Annotated in this window: 12 protein-coding genes; 3 read left to right on the top strand and 9 right to left on the bottom strand. The window is 72.7% G+C overall.

Annotated features, from left to right (window positions below):
- Positions 1-20: 20 nt before the first annotated feature.
- The 5 genes from ACFYMM_RS08800 to ACFYMM_RS08780 form a co-directional block, all read right to left on the bottom strand.
- Positions 21-374 carry a hypothetical protein gene (locus ACFYMM_RS08800; protein WP_388385101.1) on the bottom strand — a complete coding sequence of 118 codons (354 nt, stop codon included), beginning with the start codon at positions 372-374 and terminating at the stop codon, positions 21-23.
- Positions 375-643: 269 nt separating this feature from the next.
- A complete protein-coding gene (locus tag ACFYMM_RS08795; RefSeq protein WP_388385100.1) occupies positions 644-1,339 on the bottom strand; it encodes a glycerophosphodiester phosphodiesterase in 696 nt (231 codons plus the stop codon).
- A 186-nt stretch (positions 1,340-1,525) separates the two neighbouring features.
- Complete coding sequence (locus ACFYMM_RS08790) at positions 1,526-2,950, bottom strand: M1 family metallopeptidase (protein WP_388385099.1); 1,425 nt, start codon at positions 2,948-2,950, stop codon at positions 1,526-1,528.
- A complete protein-coding gene (locus ACFYMM_RS08785) occupies positions 2,947-6,906 on the bottom strand; it encodes a Pls/PosA family non-ribosomal peptide synthetase (RefSeq protein WP_388385098.1) in 3,960 nt (1,319 codons plus the stop codon). Before ACFYMM_RS08785 ends, ACFYMM_RS08790 begins: the two co-directional genes overlap by 4 nt.
- 228 nt (positions 6,907-7,134) lie before the next feature.
- A complete protein-coding gene (locus tag ACFYMM_RS08780; protein ID WP_388385299.1) occupies positions 7,135-8,190 on the bottom strand; it encodes an alpha/beta hydrolase in 1,056 nt (351 codons plus the stop codon).
- Positions 8,191-8,459: 269 nt separating this feature from the next.
- Here ACFYMM_RS08780 and ACFYMM_RS08775 point away from each other — a divergent pair, with 269 nt between their 5' ends.
- Both ACFYMM_RS08775 and ACFYMM_RS08770 read left to right on the top strand, forming a co-directional pair.
- Positions 8,460-9,329 carry a polysaccharide deacetylase family protein gene (locus ACFYMM_RS08775; RefSeq protein WP_388385097.1) on the top strand — a complete coding sequence of 290 codons (870 nt, stop codon included), beginning with the start codon at positions 8,460-8,462 and terminating at the stop codon, positions 9,327-9,329.
- A gap of 327 nt (positions 9,330-9,656) precedes the next feature.
- Entirely contained in the window at positions 9,657-13,004 is a 3,348-nt protein-coding gene (locus ACFYMM_RS08770) for a lectin (protein WP_388385096.1), read from the top strand.
- Positions 13,005-13,118: 114 nt separating this feature from the next.
- On the opposite strand, the gene ACFYMM_RS08765 is transcribed toward ACFYMM_RS08770, so the two are convergent.
- Together ACFYMM_RS08765 and ACFYMM_RS08760 are read right to left on the bottom strand one after the other, a co-directional pair.
- Positions 13,119-14,351: an FAD-dependent oxidoreductase gene (locus tag ACFYMM_RS08765; protein ID WP_388385095.1), complete on the bottom strand. Its 1,233-nt coding sequence runs from the start codon at positions 14,349-14,351 to the stop codon at positions 13,119-13,121.
- 81 nt (positions 14,352-14,432) lie between these two features.
- A complete protein-coding gene (locus tag ACFYMM_RS08760) occupies positions 14,433-15,641 on the bottom strand; it encodes an Ig-like domain-containing protein (RefSeq protein WP_388385298.1) in 1,209 nt (402 codons plus the stop codon).
- A 301-nt stretch (positions 15,642-15,942) separates the two neighbouring features.
- Here ACFYMM_RS08760 and ACFYMM_RS08755 point away from each other — a divergent pair, with 301 nt between their 5' ends.
- Entirely contained in the window at positions 15,943-17,529 is a 1,587-nt protein-coding gene (locus tag ACFYMM_RS08755; protein WP_388385094.1) for a Na+/H+ antiporter, read from the top strand.
- A 1-nt stretch (position 17,530) separates the two neighbouring features.
- On the opposite strand, the gene ACFYMM_RS08750 is transcribed toward ACFYMM_RS08755, so the two are convergent.
- Both ACFYMM_RS08750 and ACFYMM_RS08745 read right to left on the bottom strand, forming a co-directional pair.
- Positions 17,531-18,622, bottom strand: a complete 1,092-nt coding sequence (locus ACFYMM_RS08750) for an alpha/beta fold hydrolase (protein WP_388385093.1) — start codon at positions 18,620-18,622, stop codon at positions 17,531-17,533.
- A 59-nt stretch (positions 18,623-18,681) separates the two neighbouring features.
- Complete coding sequence (locus ACFYMM_RS08745; RefSeq protein ID WP_388385092.1) at positions 18,682-20,352, bottom strand: hypothetical protein; 1,671 nt, start codon at positions 20,350-20,352, stop codon at positions 18,682-18,684.
- Positions 20,353-20,545 lie beyond the last annotated feature (193 nt).

Raw genomic sequence — 20,545 nt, 5'->3', positions numbered from 1 at the left:
GCCGCACATCGAACGCGGAATCAGGGCGGAACCCGACCGGCGGGCCCGCTGCGGGACCGCGGGCCGAGACGGATGGTCAGCCGGTGCTTCGCGGCGGCTGCCAGCTCGTCGAGACGCCGCTGGAGCGCGGTCAGGTCCGGGGCGAAGTCCCCCTTCGCCACCTGGCCCAGGACGGTGGCGACTTCCTGGTCGAGGCAGGCCATGGCCGAGCCCACCTCGCCACTGTCGATGTCCGTGCGGGCGGTGTCGCAGAGCGTGTGGCACTCATGGTCGCGCCTGACGGCCTCGTCCTGGATCTGCCTACGGCGCTCGGGCGAACCCGGTGTGCCGCCCGACGGCGCCAGCCCGGCCACCCAGTCCCTCGCCGCGCACACGCACTCGAACTGCCGGCGGACGGCTTGTCGCTGTGCCAGGAGCCCCGATCTCTCGTCCCTGCGGTGTTGTCCCACAGACCTGACCGCGTAGTGGGCAGTCGCTCCGAGGAACCCTCCACCAAGGGCTCCGCCGAGACCCGCGAGCACCGTAGTAAGACTGATCACACCTTCCAGTGAACGACCTGCGGTAGTCCGTACGGCGTTCCACGCCGGGCGGATCACCCGTTGTGCCCTGCGCACGACCGAGGCCACGGTCCGACCCCCATGGGTCAGGCCGTGGCCTCGATCAGCCGCTTCATGCCGGGCTGGTCGGTCACGCAGCCCACCAGGCCGAGCGCCCGGGCCAGCGCCAGGTCCCGCTCGTCGTTGACGGTCCAGGCCATCACGTCGATGCCGGCGGCGCCGCACTTCTCCACGACGACCCGGTTCAGCTGGCGCAGCTCCACGCTGACCAGGGTGCAACCGACGTTCTGGGCGCGGCCGACGAAGGTGTCGCGGTGCGCGCTCGGGCCTGCCACCAGCACGATGCGGGCCTCGGGCAGCAGGCGGTGCATCTCCTTCAGCGCCACGTCGTGGAACGACAGCACCGAGACCCGGTCGAGCAGACCGCGGTCGGTGAGCACCCTGGCCAGTGACTGGGCGGCGGCCACGTCCTTGATCTCCGCCTGGATCGGCAGCGTCGGTCCGACCGCGTCCAGCACCTCCTCGAACGTGGGGACGCGCTCGCCGAGGCCGGCGTCGAGCTTCTTCAACTGCCGCAGCCTCTGGTCGGCGATCGGACCGGAACCGTCCGTCGTGCGGTCCAGCGTCTCGTCGTGCATGACGACCAGCTCGCCGTCCTTGCTCAGGTGCAGGTCCAGTTCGATGCCGTCCAGCCCCTCGCGTTCGGCCCGCAGGAAGGAGCGAAGGGTGTTCTCCGGTTCGGCGGCCATGACACCGCGGTGACCGATGGTGAAGAAAGACACTCGGTTGCCGTCCTCGGGTGGAGTGGTTCCGGGGCAGCCGCACGAGCGCCGTCCCCCCGGCTGACCGGCGGGCGACCACCCGTCGGAGCGCCCCAGCCTAATCGGCCCCTCCGGCCGAGCGTTCGGGGCCCGCACCCGGGCCCTCCTCCGTGCCGTCCGCCGCCGCCGGCGGAGCGGCAGCCGGTCTCAGCTCCGCACGGCTCCCGGTCCCGGCGGTGGCAGGGGCGGCAGACGGGATTCGTAGAGCCAGGAGCGCAGCAGGGGCTCCACCGCCCCCGGCCTGGTCCGGCCCGCGTGGGCGACGAAGGCGGCGGTGTCGGCGCTCTCGCCGCGGTGGGCGTGGTGCCAGCCGCGCAGCATCGCGAAGAAGCCGTCGTCGCCCATCGTCAGGCGCAGCGCGTGCAGCGTGCACGCGCCCCGGTTGTACACCCGGTCGTCGAAGATGCGGTCCGGGCCGGGGTCGGCGATCCGCAGCCCCTCGCCCTGCCGGGCGAGGGTGTGCCAGGCCGCCCGGGCGAGGGTGTCGGCGGAGTCCTCGCCCAGGTGCTCGGACCACAGCCATTCCCCGTAGGTGGCGAAGCCCTCGTTGAGCCAGATGTCCCGCCAGTCGCGCAGGCTGACGCTGTTGCCGTACCACTGGTGGACGAGTTCGTGGGCGACCAGCGTCTCCCAGGTGCGCTCGCCGTCGATGTGGTTGCGACCGAAGACGGACGCCGTCTGGTTCTCCACCGGCTGGTCCAGGTCGGCGTCCACGACGACGGCGCCGTACGTCTCGAAGGGGTACGGCCCGAACCACCGGGTGAACGCCTCGAACATCTCGGGCTGGCGGCCCAGATCGTGCCGGGCCCGGCCGGACAGGTGGACGGGGTAGGCGTTGCGGCCGGTGACCCGGCGGCCGGTCGCGCTGTCCGTGGCCCGCCAGGTCTGGTGCGCGAAACGGCCGGTGTACACCGCGGCGAGGTAGGGCGCCATGGGGCCGCGATGGTGGTACGTCCAGCACTCGGTGGTGTCCGAGCGGCGCCGCTCCAGCAGGGCTCCGTTGGCGAGCGCCTGGTGGCCGCGGGGCACGGTCACCCGGAAGGTGAACTCGGCCTTGTCGTCCGGGCGGTCGTTGCACGGGAACCACGACGGGGCACCCAGCGGCTGGGCGGCCACCAGGGTGCCGTCGTGGGCGTCGCCCGTGCGGTCCCAGCCGATCTGCCCGAACGGCGTGCGGACCGGGCCGGGCCGGCCGCCGTAGCCGATCTCCAAGGTGAACGGAGTGCCCGCCGGGATCGGGCGCGGCGCGGGCAGCAGCAGTTTGTGCCCCGTCCGGCCGGGCCGTACCGCGGCCCCGTCGACCAGCGCCTCGTGCACGGAGAGCCTCGCCAGGTCGAGGCGGACCTGACGCAGCGGCCGCTCGGCCACCGCGCGGATGTGCGCCCGGCCCGCCAGCCGGCCGGCGGCCGGGTCGTAGGCCAGGTGGAGGTCGTAGGCGAGGGTGCGGTGATCGTAGCTGCCGTGGCCGGCGAAGTAGCGCCGGGCGGGTCTCGGCAGGCCGTCCGCGGCCATCGCCGCCAGTGGGGCGAGCGACGCGCCCCGGATCAGGGCGCGGCGGCTGCACCAGGTCATGCCGTCTCCTCCGCGGCGGGCCGGGCGGCGGGGACGGCCGCGGGGACGCCGGCGATGGGGTTGCCGGCCCAGCGGGTGCCGTCGGGCACCGTCTCCCCGCGCATCACCAGGGAGGCCGCGGCGATGGACGCGCCGTGGCCGATCGCGGTGCCGGGCAGGGCGATGCTGTGCGGGCCCAAGGAGGCGCCCGCGGCCAGGCGCACGGTGTCCATGCGCATGATCCGGTCGTGGAAGAGGTGGGTCTGCAGCACGCAGCCGCGGTTGACGGTGGCGCCGTCGCCGATGCTGACCAGGTCCGTCTCCGGCAGCCAGTACGTGTCGCACCACACCCCGCGTCCGATGCGCGCGCCGAGGCTGCGCAGCCACCAGTTCACCACCGGCGTGCCCAGGTGCGCGGCGATGCCCCAGGGCACGGCCAGCACCTCCACGAACGTGTCGAACAGTTCGTTGCGCCACACGAACGACGACCACAGGGGCCGTTCCACCGGCCGGAACCGGCCCACGAGCAGCCACTTGGCGGCGGTCGTGGTCAGTCCGGCCGCCAGGGACGCGGCCAGGAGCAGCGGGACGCCCGCGAGCGCCGCCAGGGACAGTCCGCCCTCGTCCAGGGCCCTCTGCTGGGCCAGCAGCAGGCACTCGGCCAGCAGCGTGCCGAGGATCACCGGAAGCACGCGGCACGTCTCGACGGCCGCGCGGGCCGCCACCAGCCGCCTCGGCGGGGCGAACGTCCGCGCCGAGTCGCCGGCGGTGGCCACCCGGGGCAACGGCATCGCGGGCCGGCCGATCCACGACGACCCCGGTTCGGTGCGCACCGGCGCGTCCGACAGCACACCCACCAGCGCGTGGTCGGCGACCTCGCGGCCGGGCCCGACGACGCCGGAGTTGCCGACGAAGGCCCGCCTGCCGATCCGCACGGCTCCCAACCGCATCCAGCCGCCCCGCAGTTCGAACGGCGCCACGAGTGTGTCGTCGGCGAGGAACGCCCCGTCCTCGACCCGTAGCAGCGACGGCAGCGGCAGCACGGTCGAGATCTCGGCGCCGCGGCCGACCCGGGCGCCGAGCAGGCGCAGCCAGGCCGGTGTGGCGAGGCTCGCGTAGAGCGGGAACAGGGTGCCGCGCGCGCTGTCGAGCAGCCGTGTCACCAGCCACGCCCGCCAGGCCACGCCTCCGTCGGCGCGGTGCAGGCCGGGCGTGATCGCACGGCCCAGCAGGCGCACGGTGAGCGCGGTGAGGAGCATGCCGGACACGGTGGTCAGCACCGCGAACAGGGGGGCGGCGGCGAGCAGCCGCCAGGCCGCCCCGGACAGCGTGGCCGTACCGCGCACCAGCAGCCAGGTGACGGCCAGGGCAGGGACGGCGGCCAGCAGCGACAGGAGCGGCAGCAGCGTGAGGGACAGCGCGTAGGCGAGATGCCAGCGGCGCCGGCGGCCGGCCGGCCGGGCGGGCGGGCCGGGCTCCGGGAGGTGTTCGGCGGGTGCGGCCGGCCGGGCGGGGGATCCGGTCCACACCTGGCCGTCGGGGATACGGCCGTCCAGGCAGCCCCCGGCGTCGAGTTCGGCACCGCGCCCGAGGACCGCGCCCGGCAGCAGGGTGCTGCGGTGGCCCACCCGGGCGTCCGCGCCGACGACGACCTTGCCGACGTGCAGCCGGTCGCCGTCCAGCCACCAGCCCGCGAGGTCCGCCCCCGGTTCGACGCTGCACCCGTCGCCCAGCTCGGCCAGGCCCGTCACCGGGGGCATGGCGTGCAGCCGTATGTCCCGCCCGGTGCGGCAGCCGAGGATCCGGGCGTACAGCGGGGCCCAGGGTGTGCCGAGCAGGGCCGGCACGCCGAACGCCGCGACCGCGCGCTCCGCGCTCCACAGGCGCAGATGGACGCTGCCGCCGCGCGGATGGGTGCCCGCCGTGATCGAGCCGGCCAGCGCGCGGGCCAGGGCCGCCCCGATCAGGCAGCGCACGGGGGCGCTGAACAGCAGCACCCACCCGGCCAGCACCAGCCACCAGGAGGTGTGCGGCGCCCACCGGTGCGGCGCGATCCAGCCGAGGACGTCGTCCGCGGCGGCCAGCCCGACCAGGCCCCGCAGCCCGGTGACGCCGTAACCGGCCAGCGAGACGAGGAACTGCGCCACGGCGGTCCGCCGGGGCACCGGCCGGGCTGGGCGCACCTGCACGGCGGCACCGGCCAGGGAGTCGAGATGACCGGCCATGCTCGTGAGCACCGGGTGCCGGTAGAGGTCGGCGACCGACAGGCCCGGGTGGTCCCGGCGCAGTATCGATGCCATCCGGGCGGCGGTCAGGCTGGTGCCGCCCAGTTGGACGAAGTCGCTGTCCGGGCCGGGCCGCAGGCCCAGCAGCTCCTCCCAGAGGTCCGCCAGCCGGGCCGCGGTCCCGTGCAGCCGGTGGGCAGACTCGCCGCCGAGGCCGGCGCCGGCCAGGGGCGCGGGCCAGGGCAGCGCCTTGCGGTCCACCTTTCCGGACGCCCGCGTGGGCAGGTCCGCCACCTCGGTCAGAGCCGGCACCAGCGGTGCGGGAAGCCGCTCGCCCAGCAGCGCCCTGGCCTTGTCGGCGTCGAAGGCCGAGCGGCCGTCGGCGTCCTCGCGCGCGACGATGTAGCCGACCAGCACCTGCCCGCCGGCCGCGGTGGCCTGCACGGCCGCCGCCGCGCCGCGCACCCCGGGCAGGGCGAGCAGGGCCGCGTCGATCTCGCCGAGCTCGACACGGCGTCCGCCGAGCTTGACCTGGTCGTCGGCGCGGCCCAGGAACACCAGTCCCTCGGCGTCGGCGCGCACCAGGTCGCCCGAGCGGTAGGCGCGCGGCGCGTCGAGCGCCGGGCACGGCCGAAAGCGCTCCGCGTCCTTGACGGGGTCGAGGTAGCGGGCGGTTCCGGCGCCGGCGATGACCAGTTCGCCCTGCTCGCCGTGAGCCACCGGGTTCCCGGCCTCGTCCACCACCGCCAGTTCCCAGCCGGCGAGCGGCAGACCGATGCGGACCGGCTGCCCCGGTTCCAGCCGGGCGGCGCAGGCCACGACCGTGGTCTCCGTGGGGCCGTAGGTGTTCCACATCTCCCGCCCGGGACGGGCGAACCGTTCGACGAGTCCCGGCGGGCAGGCCTCGCCGCCCAGGATCAGCAGCCGGACCCGGCGCAGCGCCTCCTCCGGCCACATCGCGAGCAGCGTGGGCACGGTGGATACGGCCGTGATGCCGCGGGTGTCCAGCCACGGGCCGAGTTCGAGCCCGGCGCGCACCAGGGACCGTTCGGCCGGCACCAGGCAGGCGCCGGAGCGCCAGGCCAGCCACATCTCCTCGCAGGAGGCGTCGAACGCGACCGACAGGCCGGCCAGCACCCGGTCGCCGGGGCCGAGCGGCCGGTCGCGCAGGAACAGCGCGGCCTCCGCGTCGACGAAGGCCGCGGCCGAACGGTGGCTGACGGCCACGCCCTTGGGCGCGCCGGTCGAGCCGGATGTGAAGATGATCCAGGCGTCGTCGGCGGGGGCGGGCGTGGTGCCCGCCGCGGCTCCGGACGCGGGCCTCAGGGCTGCCGGTTGCGGGTGCGGGCCGAGGACGTGGCAGACGCCGGCCTCGCCGAACACGGTCGCGGCGCGCTCCTCGGGGTCGTCGGCGTCCACCGGGACGTAGGCCGCGCCGCAGCGCAGGACCGCGAGGATCGACAGGTACAGCTCCGCGGTCCCCGACGGCACCCGCACGCCCACCCGGTCGCCGGGGCCGACACCCCGCTCGGTGAGTCTCCGCGCCCGGGCGTGGGCCTCGTCGCACAGCTCCCGGTAGGACAGCACCTCGGCGCCGGTGTCCAGGGCGGGTGCGTTCGGGTACAGCGCGGCGGTCGACTCCAGGACGTCGACGAGGGTGCGGGGCGGCGCGGCCGCCCGGGAGCGGAAGAGGGCCCCCTCCCCCGGGATCTCGGGGGAGGGGGGCGAGGTACCGAGTGCGGTCGGTGTCAAGGTCGTGCCTCTGGATTTCCATGTCCGACGGGCCGTCAGGCCCTTTACGGACTGTCAGATACCGTTTCCCGCACGGCACGTTCACCAACTCGGTGCAATTGATTCACAACCTGCCCATGGGAGGAAATTGAGGAATCAAATACCAGAATTCACTCGATCGTGTTCTCCGTCGGCGTCAATGCGGCCGCCGCGCGCCCCTCGTCGCCCCGCGTCCCTTCTCGTCGCCCCTCATCCCTTCGGCGCGTCGGTGTGCCGGCTGAGGAAGTTGAAGGCCGCAGGGTACAGGCGTGTCCAGGTGTTGTAGTTGTGGCCTCCGCTGGGCAGCACCAGGGTCTGGGCCCGCACGCGGGTGCCGGCGGCGGCCTTGGCGAACTGTTCGATGTAGCGCGGCGGGCTGAGCCGGTCCTCGGCCGAGGTGGCCAGGAAGAGGCTGACCGGCACGGGGTTGTGCGTCACCATGTACGTGGGGCTGGTGCGCCGCCGTACCGCCGGGTCCGTGATCACGCCCTTGTCGCCGGTCAGCGGGTCGGGGTCGAGCGCGGCGCCGGCCCCGAAGACCTTGGGGTAGGCCAGCGGGAGCCGGGCGGCGCAGAAACCTCCGGTGGAGAAGCCCATCACACTCCAGCCCTTGGGGCCCGTCAGGGTGCGGAACTTGTGGCCGATCAGTTCCGGCACGTCACGCGACATCCAGGTGGCGACCTTCCGGTTGGGCTGATCGGTGCAGTCGGTGTCGATGCCGCCCGGGTCGACCACCGGCATGGCCAGGATGAACGGGTGCGAGGTGCCCGCGGTCATCAGCTGCTGGAAGTCCTGGGGCATGCCGCCGTGTTCCAGCCAGGACGCGGGGCTGCCCGGTACCCCGTGCAGCAGCAGCACGACCGGGAAGCGGGTGTGGCGGTACCGGGGCTGACCGTACTGCGGTGGCGTCCAGACGATGACCTGCCCGGACAGCGTGGAGTGCTTGCCGCGGAAGTAGGTGTCCAGCAGCCCTGTGTCGGTGTTGGTGAACTTGGCGCGGTCGGCGGGCGGTCCGGGCATGGCGACCGCCCCGGTGTTCCGTCCCAGCAGGTCGTCCCAGGAGGCGTACAGGCCGTAGTCGTTGTTGATCCACGTGGCCACCACCGAGATCGCGGTGAGCTGGCACAGGCCGATCATCAGCAGCCGTAGCAGCCACCGCAGCGTGTGGGGTCCCCGGAGCCGTGACCACAGCAGCATGGTGCCGGCCACGCACAGTGTGGTGGCCGCGATCAGCACGACGAAAAATGACGTCCCCGTCAGACTCATGGTCAAGCCCCCAGTATCGGTGTTCCTCCATGGTCATGTGCCACGGAATCACATCCTCACCACTGCGTGCGGGGGTGCCCCCGGCCCGGAGCGGAGCCCGCCGTGCGCCCCGCGGCCGACGCGCCGCACGCCGCGGCCACCCGGCCGGCTCCCTCGGCGTCCGGGACTTGGGCCGTTTTCTTACCTTCCGTTGAACTTCGCCTTTCATGCCGCGGTTACCCTCCAGCAGCAGGTTCAAGATCGGCTCTGCGGACAGGAGGATCAGCGCGGTGAAGCGACGCAACGCGGTCGGCAGGCCGTACGTCCCGCTGGCCGGCGCGATCCTCGCCCTGTGCGTCAGCGGCTGCAGCACGAGCGGTGGCGGCCCGGCTCACCCGGCGGCCACCCCGTCGGCGTCCGCCTCCGGCGGAGGCGAGTCGGGAAACGCGACGCACGTCACAGCCGATGGTGCCGCCTGGCGCAAGTGGGGCCTGACACCGCTGCCCGCGGCCCCCGAACCCCCGGCGGACAAACCCGTCAAGCTGTCCAAAACTGGCCCGGTCCCGGTCTTCACGCACGTACCGACCTCTCAGAAGGTCGTCTTCATCACCGTCGACGACGGGCTGGAGAAGGACCCCAAGTTCGTCGAGATGCTGCGGGACCTGAAGGTCCCGATCACGATGTTCCTGATGAACGACGCCATCAAGTCGGACTACGGGTACTTCAAGCCACTGCAGGCGATGGGCAACCACATCCAGAACCACACCCTGCACCACCCCGCGATGAACACCGTCCCGCTGGCCCGCCAGAAGGAAGAGGTGTGCGGCGACCAGAAGATCCTCACCCGGCAGTACGGCACCGCGCCCTTCCTCTTCCGGCCGCCCTACGGGGCGTACAACAACAACACCAAGATCGCGGTGGGGGAGTGCGGGCCGCGGGCGATCGTCTGGTGGCGCGAGTCCATGCAGATCCGCAACATGCAGTACCAGGAGTCCGGCAAGAAGCTGCGTCCCGGCGACATCATCCTCGCCCACTTCCGCGGGCCCGCGGAGCTGAAGGGCGCCACCATGACGGAGATGTTCGGGAACATGCTCAAGCGCATCCGGGAACAGGGCTTCGCGGTGGCCCGCCTGGAGGACTACATCAAGCCCCCGGCCTGAGCCGCCCGCGTCCTGCGGTGCCGTGACGTGCCGTCACCTGCCCTGACGTGCCCCGCCGTCACCCTGCCGGCCTCGGCGTGAACTTCCCGCTCAGAAAGTCCGGTTGACGTCGTTGACATGCCGTAAGCACACACGTTTCACTCGTCACTCGTGCATGGCAACGTTGTCAGGCCGTGGGAGCGGTCGGAGCCGTTGCCTGTGGCCGGCGTTCCGGCGTTCGCCGGCACCTGATGTGCGAAGCACGAACCGCTGCGGAGGCAACCGATGGTGAGACCCCGACGTTCAGCCGCGCCACGCAACCGTAAGAGACTGAGCCGACGCCTGGCCGTGATCTCCGTCCTGGGCATGGCCGCGCTCCCGCTCCCGGCGACCGGGAGCGCCTATGCCGCGAGCGCCGCGAGACCGGCCTTCGTCCAGGACCCCGCGTCCCTCGTCAACCCCCTCATCGGCACCTCCGGTGCGGTGGACACCTTCCCCGGCCCCGACATGCCGGCCGGCATGGTGCAGTGGGGACCCGACACGACGCCCCACCGCCCCGACGGCGGCGGTTACGAGTACAACGACAAGAAGATCTCCGGATTCAGCCTCACCCACCTCTCGGGACCCGGCTGCCCCGTCGCGGGCGACCTGCCCGTCCTGCCCGTGACCGGCGCGCTGTCGGGCACCCTCGGCAGCACGTCCGTCGGCTTCAGCCACGACGACGAGCAGGCCGGCACCGGGTACTACAAGGTCACCGACGCGGACGGGGTCAGGACCGAGCTGACCGACAGCACCCGCGCCGGCCTCGGCACCTTCACCTTCCCCCCGGGGCAGCAGTCGAACCTGCTGTTCAAGCTCAGCGGGGGCGCCACCCAGGTGGACGGGACCCGCGTCCAGGTGGTCAACAGCAAGGAGATCAGCGGCGCGATCGACAGCGGTCACTTCTGCGGCGCGAAGAACAGGTACACCCTGCACTTCGACATCAAGTTCGACCAGCCGTTCACCGCGAGCGGCACCTGGGTCGGCGGCACGATCAACCCCGACGCCAGGTCGCTGAAGGCGGGCGAGGTCCGGCCTGCCCCGCGGGCGTCCACGCCGGCGCCCTTGAAGGAGAGGCACTTCACCGTTCCGGCGAAGCCGGCCCCGACGGTCCACGGGAGCGGCGGCGAGACCCCCGGCACGCCGTCCCCGGCACCGGGCGCCGGCACCGCGCCCCGGTCGTCCGCCGCGCCCGGGGCGGCCCAGCCCCCGACCACGGGCGCGAACGGCATGTACCTGACCTTCGACACGTCCTCGAACCCCACGGTGAGCGCGAAGGTCGGCATCTCGTACACGGACGACGCGGGCGCTGCGGACAACCTCGCCACCGAGATCAGGACGTGGAACCCCGCCACCGTCGAGCGGGCCAACCACGAGGCCTGGAACGCGGTGCTGGGCAAACTGCGGATCGGCGGCGGCTCCACGGACCAGCAGACGCAGTTCTACACCGCGCTCTACCACGCGCTCCTGCACCCGAACGTCTTCTCGGACGAAGACGGCCGGTACATGGGCATGGACAACCAGGTGCACAGGCTGGCCAAGGGGCAGAAGGCCCAGTACGCCAACTACTCGGGCTGGGACACCTACCGCTCCCAGACCCAGCTGATGGCGATGGTGGAGCCCAAGGTCGCCAGTGACGTCGTCACGTCCATGCTCAACGGTTACGACCAGACGGGTCTGCTGCCCAAGTGGGCCTCCAACAACGGCGAGAGCTATGTGATGGTCGGTGACCCGGCCGCCGGCATCATCGCCGACGCGTACGCCTTCGGCGCGACGGGCTTCGACACGGACAAGGCGCTCGCCGCCCTGCAGCACGAGGCCACCGCCCCCAACAACGACCGCCCCGGCGAGCCGGTGCGCGACGCCAAGGGCTACCTCCCGCTGGACGAGAACGACTACGGCTGCTGCAACTTCTACGGCCCGGTCTCCACGCAACTGGAGTACGACTCCGCCGACTACGCCCTCGCCGCCTTCGCGAAGTCGCTGGGCAGGACGGAGGTGTACCAGAAGTTCGCCACCCGCGCCCAGGACTGGATGAACGTCTTCAACCCGCAGACCGGCTATCTGCAGGCCAGGAACAAGGACGGCCAGTTCGCGGGCGGCTTCACCCCGGGCACCTCCAGCGGCTTCGTGGAGGGCACCTCCGCCCAGTACACGCCCATGGTCCCGTTCAACCTCAAGCAGCTCATCCAGGCACGCGGCGGCGACCAGGCGTACTCGTCCTTCCTGGACAGCCTGCTCGACAACATCACCGACCCCGGCAACACCAACGCCGACCTGAGCAACGAGCCCAGCGTGGAGATCCCCTGGGAGTACGACTACACGGGCCGGCCGTGGAAGACCCAGGCGGCCGTCCGCGCAGCCCAGCAGAAGCTGTACTTCAACGCTCCGGTGGGCTCGTTCGGCAACGACGACCTCGGCGCGATGAGTTCGTGGTACGTCTGGTCCGAACTCGGCATGTACCCCGAGACCCCGGGCACGGACACCCTGGCTCTCGGCAGCCCGGTGTTCCCGGTGGCCGAGGCGACCCTCGCCGGCGGCAAAACCGTCCGGATCAACGCGCCGCAGGCCGCGACCGACGCGCCGTACGTGCAGTCGCTCGACGTCAAGGGCAAGGAGTGGAACGCCTCCTGGCTGACGTACCGGCAGTTCAAGGGCGCGGGCACGGTCGACTTCACGCTCGGCACCCAGCCCGACACCTCCTGGGCGTCCGACCCGTCGGCGGCGCCGCCGTCGGACACCACGGGCGGCGGCCGGATGCTGGCCGCGACCGGTCCCAGCGGCGGCCTGGTGCTGCAGCCGGGCGCGTCCGACGACGCCACCCTCGACCTGACCAACCTCGGGGACGCGGCCGTCACGGTCGACTGGCAGGCGACGGCGCCCTCCGGCGTCGCTCTCGCCCCGGCGTCCGGCTCGCTGACGGTGCCCGCCTCGGGCGGCGCGGAGACGAAGGTCCACGTGACGGCGGGCGCGAACGAGGGCACCTACCCGGTCACCTTCGCCCTGACCGACCACAGCACCGGCGCGGCGCTGAGCGGGGCGACCCTCCGCGTGGCCGTGGCCAAGGCCGGTGCGCTGTGGCCGTACGAGACCAACGAGGGCATCTACCCCGACGGCACCCACTTCTCGGGCGGCTTCGACAACGGAGGCTGGGCGTTCTCACAGAACGCGCTGTCGGCGGCGGGCGTCACGAGTGGCTCCGCCCTCACGGTCGACGGCGTCTCCTACACCTGGCCGGCCGTGACGTCCGGTCAGCCGGACAACCTGGAGACGGCCGGCCAGACCATCCCCATGCCGGCCGGTACGTCGGGCGCGTCGCTCGGCCTGCTGGGCAACGCGACCAACGCGCCGACCGACGGCAGCGGGGTCTCGGGGAAGCTGACCGTCACCTACACCGACGGCACCACGACCGAGGCGACGGTCGGCTTCTCGGACTGGACGCTCAACGGCGGGGCCACCAAGCCGCTCGCGGCTGACACGACGGCCGTCACCACCGGCTACCGCAACACCGGCAGCGGGGGCCGGGACAACGTCAAGACCTACGTCTTCGCGACGAAGGTCCCGCTGGACCCGTCCAAGCAGGTGGCGTCGATCACGCTGCCGGTCACGGGCTCGACAGGCACCGACCACCTGTTCGCCTACGGCTTCGGCCAGTAGTGCGGTAATCCGGTCGGTGAAGGGCACGGCGGACGCTCACCACGGCGTGGTGGCCCGGTGAGCGTCTGCCGCCCGGCGCCCAACAGCCCGGCACCCCACAGCCCACCCCACAGCTCAGCGCACCGACTCGGCGGGCGGACGCTCGCGCAGGGCGCCGTAGCCGATGAAGTACGCCGGCACCCGCTTGAGCCACGGGGCGGTGGCGAGCAGTTCGCTCACGCGCTCCGCCCGCCCGGTGTGGCCGAAGGCCGGGCCTCCCGCGAGCACGGGCGCGATGACCCGCGCGTGGGCCGCGCGTTGCAGTGCCTGTGTCAGTGCCGTGGTCGGCCACCGGCGCCGCTGGACGCCCCGCACGTCCCGCAGGCCGACCGTGCCCGCGCGCAGCGGTCCGACCAGGTGGCGGGCGGCGGCGACCGCGTCCTCGACGGCGAGGTTGACGCCGATTCCGAAGACCGGTGACATCGCGTGCGCCGCGTCGCCGATGCACAGCAGTCCCGGGCGGTGCCAGCGCCTCAGGCGGTCGAGCCGTACATCCAGCGTCTTCACCTCGTCCCACGACCGCAGTGCGTGCGCCCGGGGGCCGAGCCAGGGTACGGCGGCCGAGAACTCGGCCCTGAACCGCTCCAGACCGGCGGCGCGGCGCTCGGCGTCGGTCCCCTTGGGGATCAGCGCGGCGCACTGCCAGTAGTCGCCCCGGTCGATCATGGCGGTGAGGAACCGGTCGCCGGCGCCTCCCACCAGCCCGTGGGGGTCGTCCGGCCGGCGCGGCAGCCGGAACCACCAGGCGTCCATGGGGCAGGCGAACCGCCGCAGTCCCAGTTCGGGCAGCGACCGGGCCAGCGAGCCGCGGCCGTCGCAGGCCACGGTGAGGGTGGCGCGCAGCTCACCGTCGCGGCCGTTCGCCGTGCGGTACCGGACCCCGGTGACCCGCCCGCGCTCCACCAGGAAGGAGGTCGCCTCGGTGCTCATCCGCACGGCGAACGACGGCTCCTTCCCCGCCTCGTCCGCGAGGAGGCCGAGCAGGTCCCACTGCGGCACCATGGCCACGTAGTTGTACGGGGCCGGCAGCGCGCCGATGTCCGAGACGGTGATCAGCGAACCGTCCGCGCCGATCGGCAGCTGGACCTCGGTCACGCGGCGTTGCGGCAGCCGGGCGAAGCGCTCGGCCAGGCCGAGATCGTCCAGCAGCGCCAGGGTGGACGGATGCACGGTGTCGCCGCGGAAGTCCCGCAGGAAGTCGGCGTGCTTCTCCAGGACGGTGACGGCCACGCCGGCCCGGGCCAGCAGCAGACCGAGGAACATTCCGGCGGGACCGCCGCCCACCACGCAGCACGTCGTCCGCTCCATCGCAGCCCTTCGTCCGGGATCCGCGAACCGTCCTGGCGGCCCGGTCCAGGCCGCCGGGTCCGTGCCTCCCAGCGTAGGGCGTCAGCCGGCCGACCTGCCCGAGACCCACTCGGACCACGGCATGTTCCAGTCGCTGAGGCCGTTGTCCGGGGCGAGCGCCTTCGTGTCCGCCGAGTTCTTGACGACCACGACGTCACCGGTCATCGAGTGGGCGAAGAACCACGCGGCGGGCTGCTCGGCGTCGCCGCCGCCCTTGACGTCCTTCAGGCCCACGCAGCCGTGACTGGTGTCGACCCTGCCGAAGACCGAGTCGGCGGCCCAGTAGTTGCCGTGGACGAACGTGCCCGAGTCGGTCAGCCGCATGGAGTGCGGTACGTCGCCGATGTCGTACGCGGGCTTGCCGTCCTTCTTCAGGAGGCCGACGCTCGCACCGTTCATATGGATCTGTCCGAACTTCTGGGAGATGACCATCTGGCCGTTGTACGTCGGATGCTCGGGGCTGCCGGACGAGACCGGGAGGGTCCTGATCGTCCTGCCGTCCCGTACGACGGTCATCGTCTTCGCCCGGGCGTCGACCGTGCTGACCTGGCTCCGGCCGATCCTGAACGTGACCGTCTTCCGGATGCCCTGGTGGGTGAGCCTGACGGTGACGGTGGAGCCGGGCTGCCAGTAGTTCTCCGGGCGGAAGTCCAGGCGGCCGTCGTCGAGCCAGTGGCCGACGACCCGCTGGCCGCTGCTGGAGCTGACCTGGATCTCCGACTGCACGGCGGCCTCGTCGGCGACCGCCCTGTCGAAGGCGACCTCCACCGGCATGCCGACACCGACGGTCGAGCCGTCCATGGGGGAGAGGTGCCCGATGAAGTCGTTGGCCGGGGAGACCGTGGTGATGGTGGCGTTCTCGGAGGCCGGGCGGCCCTTGGCGTCCTGGGCCTCCGCGGCCACCTGGTAGACGGTGGCCTTCTGCAGGGGGCCGTTCGGCCTCCAGGACGTGCCGTCCGCGGACAGGGTTCCCGGAATCTCGGCGCCCGTCGCCACGGCGGTCATGGTGACCCTGGTGAGCTTGCCGGCGCGGACGGTGACGGAGACCGGGTCGTTGACCCCGACGCCGTGGGTGCCCTGCACGGGAGTGATCCCTATTCGGGCGTCGGAGGCGTCCTGGGCGGCCGTCCGAACCACTGGGGGCTGCGATGCCGGAGGGCTCCCGGTGCCGTTGCCGCTGGTGGCCGCGTTGCTGGTACCGCCGAGGGCCGTGAGCGCCAGTACGCCGCCGAGTGCGCCGGCCGCGGTCATCAGGCCGGTGCGTCGCTTACGTAGCGTGATCAAACGCTTCTCCCATGCCACTGGTCGTGTATTTCTGAGGCCGATTCCGGAGGGGTGGAACCGGCCCGAAAGACCACCTTTATGTCCATCGACGGGTAATGGGAGTGGATTGTGGCGAATCCCACGCGTTCGCGGAGGACGGGGTGCGCGGAGGCGGTCTTGGACGAGGTGGTGCAAGCTCGAAGAGCAGGCGGCACCTCCCCCTGCCCTCGGCGATGCGCTCCGTCCCGCGGTCCGGGAACCCTGACCGTCGACCCACTGGGGACGCTCCATGACCGGCCTGACCGTTGTCCTGCTGCTCGTGGTCCTGGCCACAGCGGTGGCGACCGGTGCCCGGCGCTGGAGCCTGCCCGCTCCCTCACTCCTCGTGATCGCCGGCGTGGTCGTGGGGCTGATGCCCTGGGTTCCCGAGGTGCGTCTGCCGCCCCAGGTGATCAACGTGCTGGTGCTGCCTCCCTTGCTCTACGCCTCGGCCGGGGAGATCTCCCTGCGCGACCTGCGCACCGTGTGGAGACCCGTGAGCGGGCTGGTCTTCGGTCTGGTCCTCGCCTCGGCCCTCGCCGTCGGGTACGTGGGCGCCGCGATCACTCCGCTCACCGCCGCGACCGCCCTGATCCTCGGCTCCGTCCTGGCCAGCACCGACCCCGTGGCCGTCACCGCGCTCGGCCGGCGTCTGTCGCTCCCCCCGCGCGTGCAGGCCCTGGTGCAGGCGGAGAGCCTGTTCAACGACGCCACGTCGCTGGTCCTGTACAAGGTCGCCGTGGTGACCGCGGTGACCGGCAGCACCATCAGCGTGGCCGGGACCGCCCTGCAGTTCCTGATCCTCGCGGGCGGCGGAGCCCTGCTCGGGGCGGCGGTCGCCGCGCTGGTGACCCTGATCCGCAGGCGGACCGACGACCCCATGCTGGAGACCGTCATCGCGCTGGTCACCCCCTACGCCTCCTACGTCGTCGCGGAGCAGTCGCACACCTCCGGCGTGACCGCCGTCATCGTCTCCGGGGTCGTCCTCGGCAGCACCGGCCACAAACTCAGCGACGCATCCGTCCGCCTCCAGGTCCACACCGTCTACGAGACCGTGACCTTCCTGCTGGAGAGCGTCGTCTTCGCCCTGATCGGCCTGGAACTGCCCTCGGCCGTACGCCATCTCGCGCGTGACGAGTACGGCTGGCCGCTGTGGGTGCCGGTGATCGCGTTCACCCTGCTGGCGATCCGCCTGCTGTGGATCTTCCCGCTGTCCGCCCTGATCCATCGCCGGCACAGGATCGGCGACAACCGCCTGTCCTGGCGCGTTCCGGCCGTCCTGTCCTGGGCGGGCACCCGGGGCGTCATGCCGCTGGCCGCCGCGCTCTCCATCCCCCTGGTCACCCACACAGGGGCGCCGCTGCCGCACCGGGCACTCGTTCTCACCCTCACCACCGGGACCGTCGCGCTCACTCTGGTCTTCCAGGGCTTCACCCTGGTCCCCGTCGTCCGCCGCTCCGGCATCGCGCTGGAACCGGAGCACACCGCTCGCGAGGAGGCGCGGACCCGCCGGCACATCGCCCACACCGCTCTCGAGGAGCTCAAACAGCTCGGCGATCTGGACGAACTCTCCGATCTGGGTGCCGCCGCCGAGACCGCCCTCAAACAGGCCCGCCGTCAGCTGGAAGCGCGCATCCACCAGGTCGAGGACGCCCACTACAGCGACCCGGACGCGCGTCCCGCCGACGCCTACCGGGAGATCCGCCGGACACTCATCGCCGTCGAGGCGGCCGAACTCCAGCACCTCTTCGAAGCCAACAAGATCAGCAACGCCACCCGGCGCCGGATCCAGTACGAACTCGACCTGGAGGAGGCCAGCCTCCACCCCCGCGACTGACTCAGCGGGATGCCGCGAGCGAGACCGTCGTGAGTCCGTCCACGGCCCGCGCCACCGCCTCGGGGCTGGAGATCATCGTCAGGTGCCGGCCGCCCGGGATGAGCGTCGGGGGCGGTGCGCCGATGCGCCGGGCGGTCTCCTCGGGCGTCCGCCGGGTGAACACGTCGTCCTGGGCACCGAACACCACCGACTTGGGCAGGCGCACCCCCGCGAGCCGGCCCACCTGACCGGCGGGCAGACCCGGCACCCCCGCGGCCAGCATGCTCCACAGCGCGCTCTCCGCGCCCGGCACCCGCAGCGGGCGGCGCCACTGATCCAGACCCGCGGCGTCCAGGCGCGGGCAGGCCGGCCCGCACTGGGCGTCGTACACGCTGCGGATCACCGCGTCGATGCCGAGACCGAGCCGCAGCAGGCTGGTGCGGTACGGATCGACCAGCACGTACTTGAGAGCCGACGGCGGCCCGGCCCCCGTGTCGAGGGCGTCGCCGTCCAGGAGCATCACACCCCCCAGCCGGCCGGGGGCCCGCAGCGCCGCCTCGGTGACCACGGCGGCTCCGCTGGAGTGCCCCACCAGCAGCGGGCGCCCGCCCGGACCGCCGAGGCGCATGGCGTCCAGGAAGCCCAGGAGCTGCCGGGTGAAATGGTCCACGGTGTACGGGCCGCGGCGCTCGCTGTATCCGTCGCCCGTCAGGTCCAGCGCGTACACCCGGTGGTCGCGGGCGAGCAGCGGAGCCAGCCGCGACCAGGTGTCCACGGTCTCGAACGCGCCGTGCACCAGGACGACCGGCGGGCCCGCTGTGCCCCAGGTCTGGTAGCGCGTGCGGATGTCGGCGGCCTGCACGTACCGCAGACCCCGGGGCGGCGCCGCGCGCCCGGCCGTGACGCCGTTGTAGACGAACGAGGCCGCCGTGACGGCCACCAGCACGCCGGCACAGCCCAGCGCGGCGCGCCGAAGCCACCGCCGCGGCCGGGAGCGGCGGGGGCGGGGCGCGCGCTCGGCGGGGGGCGGCGGCGGAGGAGGCGCGGGACGGGCGCCTTCCTCTCCCTCGCCGTCCCCGGGTCCGGCTCCGGGCCGGCGAAGATCAGCTGTCACGGTCCACAGCATCGCCCACCCGCACACCCCCGGTCATCCTGCCGGGGGAGCCATCGCGCCTACTGCGCCGGGTGTACGGCGGTGCCGTTCCCATGGGACCGCGGTGCCGTCGAGGACGGGGAGGCCGAGGCGCCGGCCGGCGCGGTGGCCGCGGTGGTGGCGGCCGTCGGGCTCGCGCTCGGACCGCCCGACGGGGTGCTCGGCGCCGTGGTGCCCGGCGAGGCGGACGGGAAGGCGCTCGGCGTCGGAGCGGACGGGGAGGCGCTCGTGGTGGGGGTGGCCGACGGCGCCGTCCGGCCGAGCGCCGTCAGCGCCGCGTCGGTGACCAGGCCGTCCGCGTTCGTGGTGAGGATGACGGGGTCGGCGGCACCCAGGAGCCGGTCGCAGCCCAGGTTGGTGAACGTCTGGTTCGCCCGCGAGGCGAGGAAGCCGAAGAGGTTCGGCGCCGTGGCCGGGTCCGGGGAGGGCGCCTTCTCGAAGAGCGCCTTGTCCTTGAAGACCCGCCGGATGCCGGCCGGGTCGCCGAAGAGGGTGGTGCAGAAGGCCGCTCCGTCGCCGTCGGCGCGGGCCCGGACCGGGGGCATGTCGACGCCGGCGCGGTAGGCGTCGGTCTTGGCGACGCTGTCACGGCCGTCGACGAGCGTCATCGGGTCGTTGCGCGGGACCAGCGCGACCGGCGCCTTCTGGTCCGCCGCGGCGGACAGTTCGTCCAGCGCGAGGGCGGACGCGGCCCGGCCGTCGCCGGACTGGTCGGGCGCGGTGAACGGCTTGCAGCCGAGAGCGGGGTCCATGAACTGGGTCAGCAACAGGTTGTCGCTGCCGTTGGCCAGATCCTTGGGGGCGCTGGTCTTCGCCGACCCGGCCTTGCCGTTGTGCCGGTGATGCCGGTCGCCCCGGTTGGCCAATTGGGCGGCCTTCTTGAGCGCGGCCCTGCTCGCGGCGTTGTTCTGGGCGATCCGACCGTGCGCGTCGGCGAGGTAGTGGGTCACCACGTTGTCGCTGCCGTCCTGGTCCACCACGGAGAAGTCCCGTGTGGTGGGGCAGGGCAGGCCGTCCTTGGCGGTTCCGAGCGCCGGGATCCTGAGGTGCTTCTTGGCGATCTGGGCGTTGGCGGCCCGGAAGAAGGCCGGCGCGTTGCAGTAGGCGAACTGTCCGAAGACCGATCCCCGCAGGCCGTTGACGCACTTGCCCTGGGCGAGACCGTCCGGACGACCGCTGGTCCGCAAGGTCAGGTTGGCGTTGTTGAAGCCGAACCAGATGCCCACGGCCGAGCCGCGCGGCACCGAGGGCCGGACCGTGCGCGCGGCCGGTCTCGTGCCCTTGTCGATCACCAACGGGTTGTACACGGTCAGCTTGCCCTGCGGGGTGAGGATCGCGGCTTCCACGAACGCCGACTGGTCGGGGTTGGCCTCGTGGCAGGGGCCCTGTGCCGGATCGGTCGCGACGAGTCTGTACGGCGTGGCCAGGCCGCCGGCGGAGAGCGGGTTGGGCGGCACCAGCAGCGTGCAGTCCGGATCGGGTTTGACGGCCGCCGCGGCCTGCGCGGCGGCCGCCTGGTCGCCCTGCGTGCCGTGCCGGTCACGGCCTTGCGCCGCGAACACCGTGCCCGCGACCACGGCGAGGATCACCGGGCCGCCGATCAGCGCGAGCGACATCTTCGACCGCTTCCAGCGCCGAGCGCGCTCCCGCCGCGCGGTACGCGACGACTGTGTCAGGTTCTTGCGGGCCACTGAGCTGCTCCTCACTGTGCGTCCTCCCGTGGGGGCGACCCACGGCCGCGCGGGCGCACGACGGTCATGACAGTGCGGACCCTTCGCGTCGTTCACGCGGGGACGACCAACCCGATCGCCCGGCACGACGGATCCACTCGCGGTACGCGCCGAGCCCGCCGGACGTTCAACGGCCGCACCGGTCATTGCCGAA

Source organism: Streptomyces sp. NPDC006739 (genome assembly GCF_042869815.1).
In the GTDB taxonomy this organism is placed as follows: domain Bacteria; phylum Actinomycetota; class Actinomycetes; order Streptomycetales; family Streptomycetaceae; genus Streptomyces.
The sequence above is the reverse complement of the archived record's forward strand: the minus strand, read 5'-3'. Positions and strand labels throughout refer to the sequence as shown.

Bases quoted from the DNA above. Each gene is read 5' to 3' on its own strand.
- ACFYMM_RS08790 (WP_388385099.1), bottom strand. From the start codon at position 2,950: ATGACCTGGTGCAGCCGCCGCGCCCTGATCCGGGGCGCGTCGCTCGCC.
- ACFYMM_RS08780 (WP_388385299.1), bottom strand. From the start codon at position 8,190: ATGAGTCTGACGGGGACGTCATTTTTCGTCGTGCTGATCGCGGCCACC.
- ACFYMM_RS08765 (WP_388385095.1), bottom strand. From the start codon at position 14,351: ATGGAGCGGACGACGTGCTGCGTGGTGGGCGGCGGTCCCGCCGGAATG.
- ACFYMM_RS08760 (WP_388385298.1), bottom strand. From the start codon at position 15,641: ATGACCGCGGCCGGCGCACTCGGCGGCGTACTGGCGCTCACGGCCCTC.
- ACFYMM_RS08755 (WP_388385094.1), top strand. From the start codon at position 15,943: ATGACCGGCCTGACCGTTGTCCTGCTGCTCGTGGTCCTGGCCACAGCG.